4 protein-coding genes are annotated in these 3169 nt (G+C 41.5%); 1 reads left to right on the top strand and 3 read right to left on the bottom strand.

The features are described 5' to 3' along the window. From J6U00_RS07835 to J6U00_RS07825, 3 genes are all read right to left on the bottom strand, one after another. The coding region (locus J6U00_RS07835) for a GAF domain-containing protein (RefSeq protein WP_296580783.1) at nucleotides 1–909 on the bottom strand (909 nt) is incomplete at its 3' end. Nucleotides 910–1083: 174 nt separating this feature from the next. Continuing rightward, a complete protein-coding gene (locus J6U00_RS07830; protein ID WP_296580784.1) occupies nucleotides 1084–1227 on the bottom strand; it encodes a hypothetical protein in 144 nt (47 codons plus the stop codon). 35 nt (nucleotides 1228–1262) lie between these two features. Beyond that, on the bottom strand, nucleotides 1263–1592 hold the full coding sequence (locus J6U00_RS07825) for a hypothetical protein (protein ID WP_296580781.1): 330 nt from the start codon (nucleotides 1590–1592) through the stop codon (nucleotides 1263–1265). A gap of 429 nt (nucleotides 1593–2021) precedes the next feature. On the opposite strand from J6U00_RS07825, the gene J6U00_RS07820 reads away from it, so the two are divergent. Then, on the top strand, nucleotides 2022–3169 hold a 1148-nt coding region (locus tag J6U00_RS07820; protein WP_296580779.1), incomplete at its 3' end, for an alpha/beta hydrolase-fold protein.

Here is a 3169-nt window from a genome sequence, read left to right as displayed (position 1 = left end):
TGCTATCTCGGATGACAGGAAGAACGTTGTAAGCTCCAGCGTATCCTTGATACGACGGGAGTTTTCAGTATCAAAATTTGAAGCCCATATATATCCCAGTAGCTCCTTATTGTGTCTGAGTGGGAACAGGACAATGCTGCTGACGCCTAATTCCACAATGGCTTTATACCACATATAATTTGCATTCCTAAGATATTCCATATCCTTATCGTTACTTATAATAACACAGTCGCCCTCGCTTATCGTATCTATCCATGAAACAGCAATATCATAAATATTGTCATAATCTGATATTGTTCTTACGCCGCTATTTTTCTTTCTGCTTGAAGCAAGTATAGAACAGCTTCCTTGATCCAGATTCATTAGCATAAGCGTGCATACAGAAGCGTCACAGATATTACGTATATCATCTATGACCTCGTTCATAGCCTTCCTGAAATCACTGGCACCGCGCAGCCTTATACAGGTCTTAAGCACATCGTTTGCGATTCCCTGAGAACCTGACGGGGCAAGCTCGATATCATTGATACTGCATTGTTCCGTAGAATATATACAGTATGATATATCTCCCTCAGCGTAATCCAGAGGGATCGTATACAGAACAAACCATAGATTGGTCATATTCGGGTGTATATACGTATGTACTGTTTTTTTCAGAACAGCAGAGCGATAGCACATACTTTCAAAATCCGGAGCTTTCGGAAGATAGACATCGTACAGACTGTTCGGGACAAACTTTCTCGGTGATGCATCCGGATTGGTAATATAAGCAGGATGCTCAGCCATATCAATAAACAGTTTGTTTCCAGCAACAAGACGTGTATCTCCGTATTCTCCACCGTTCTTTCTTTCAACCGAAACGACACACGCCATAGAACTAAAACTGTCAATTAATTTCTGAAAATCCATAAAACTTCCTTCTTTCGGATAATAACATTTTTATTATCATTCCTTTATATTTTCGTAAAACATTATATGAGTATTAACGTATATCTTAGTTCATGCCGATCATTAGCTTTTCGGCTTCCTCCGCCGACATCGGACGTCCCCATATAAAGCCATGCACATAATCGCAGCCTATACTCATGAGAGCTTCAAGCTGTTCCGCTTCCTCAACGCCCTCAGGTATAACGCAAGTCCTATGATATGTCCCATTGATATCATCGCCGCAACATACTGCTTCGATGACTCATTAGCATTTATCTTGCCGACAAAGGATTTGTCTATTTTCAGAAGGTTCGCAGGTATCTTGCTAAGGTAACTCAGTGACGAATAGCCGGCTTGTTACTGTTAGGTATCTGCTCCACCGCCATTACATATCTAAGCCATGTATACGTTATGGCTGTCATTATGACATAATTCAAAAAGTCAGTGCCCAGTACCGTAAATTTATTCACAGAAAATATTTTTGCGTCCACTCCCGACCATACAGCGTCGGATAAAAAGTACAGCATGAATGCAATCAAGGTGTGATCATATTTCAGCTGCTTTTCCTGTTTATCTATACTCATTCTGTCATGCGCAAGCATTATACCAAAAATAATAACGCCTACTATATTTGACGACGCATAATAAATAAAATATTGAAACATGATCTCACCTCCCCATTCTCAAATTAATTTTATCATTTATAACCTACCTCTTCAATGTAATATAATAAAAGTTTACAAAGCGAAAAGAAAAATTGGAATTTCATACAAAGCATAAAGTTGATTTTTGTATGTTAAGACAAATAGATTTAAGGTGATCACCCTGTATTTACAGGACCGGTAGCTTTCGTAAATACATATGGAACTGCTTTTTACAACAATTTTGAAGAAATTATGAACAAAGGGGGCTTGCTCTTTATTATCCCTTGTGATATAATGGTGTTATAATAGTTTTGTTCAGCCGGTGACGCATTCTCAGCGATTCGAAATGCTCTTTGCCGGGACGTATCCGAAAATTCCAGTTTTTCAAAAGTTGCCGGCGTATAACTCTGTTTTCACAGCACAACGATATAATAAAAAGGAGGACGAATCATGAAAAAACTATTTTTAAAGCTTGCTGCCGTAGCTGTTGCAGCATTACTGCTCATTACCATACCAAAAGGCATAAACTTTGCCAGGGTAAAAGCCGGAATCACAGTGAATTATACCAAGACCCTTTACGGCGAGAAGGGTAGCACAAATTACGGCTTTGTAATGGCTCCCGAAGGTGAGGAAAAACTGCCCGTGGTAGTTTTCTTTCACGGCATCGGAACTCCCAGCGAAGGACTTTCAAACCTCATAATGAAAAAAATGAATTCATGGGTCGAGGGAGGCTATCTTTCCCCAGTAATATTTGTATCGCCGTATATCGAAAAGACAAGCCGCTATAATAACCAGAACGAGGACTTCCGCGTTTTCGTACGCAACGAGTTCCACGGTCTTCTCAAAAAAATAGAGGACGGAAGCCTCTGCGACCGTATAGATACGACAAAGGACTTTTCAGTTTCCGGCTTCTCCATGGGTGGAGCAGCCGCTCTGTACGCAGGCAGTAAGTTCAGGGACAAGTTCCCAAATGTAGGTGTACTCAGCACTGCGCAGCAGTATCTGTTCTATGACGAGAAGGTGGGACAGGTCAGAGGCTGGGCACTCTCCGATGCTGACGTTACAGATCTCGGATTTGCGACTGCGGAACAGAATCCCCACCTATTATTCACCTGCAGCCACACAGAAGCAAATTACGGAGCATACAAGTATACAGACTACTATAACGAGAAATTTGGAAATAAGAATAATTTTGTAAGCCATATTTTCGCCTCCGGAAATCATGATTCTGCTCAGGCAATGAGAGGCCTTTTCTGTTTCCTATATTACACTCAGCACGATGAGCTCCCAGATCAGGAAACCATAAAGAAGGTTCTCGGCACCGATGCAATGGGAACAGTAACTCTCCCGTCAGACGAAGACGATGAATTCTCATCGGGCGACGCCGATGCAGACGCAAACATCAAGGAATTACCATCTCAGACAGCAACTACTACTGCAAAACCAACAACTACAACAACAACAAAAACAGCTACTACTACCGCAAAGCCCACAACTACAACAACAAAGGCAGCTACTACCACTGCTAAGCCCATAACTACAACAACTACGGTTGCAACTACCACTAAGCCCACAACTGTGACTACTACAGCAGCCAC

The sequence above is a fragment of the Ruminococcus sp. genome, assembly GCF_017650195.1.
Taxonomy (GTDB): domain Bacteria; phylum Bacillota; class Clostridia; order Oscillospirales; family Ruminococcaceae; genus Ruminococcus.
Note: the sequence above shows the minus strand (reverse complement) of the source record. Positions and strands in the feature narration are given on the sequence as shown.

What these genes read in the sequence shown, in the direction of transcription:
- J6U00_RS07825 (WP_296580781.1), bottom strand. Translation starts at nt 1,592, where the DNA reads ATGTTTCAATATTTTATTTATTATGCGTCGTCAAATATAGTAGGCGTT.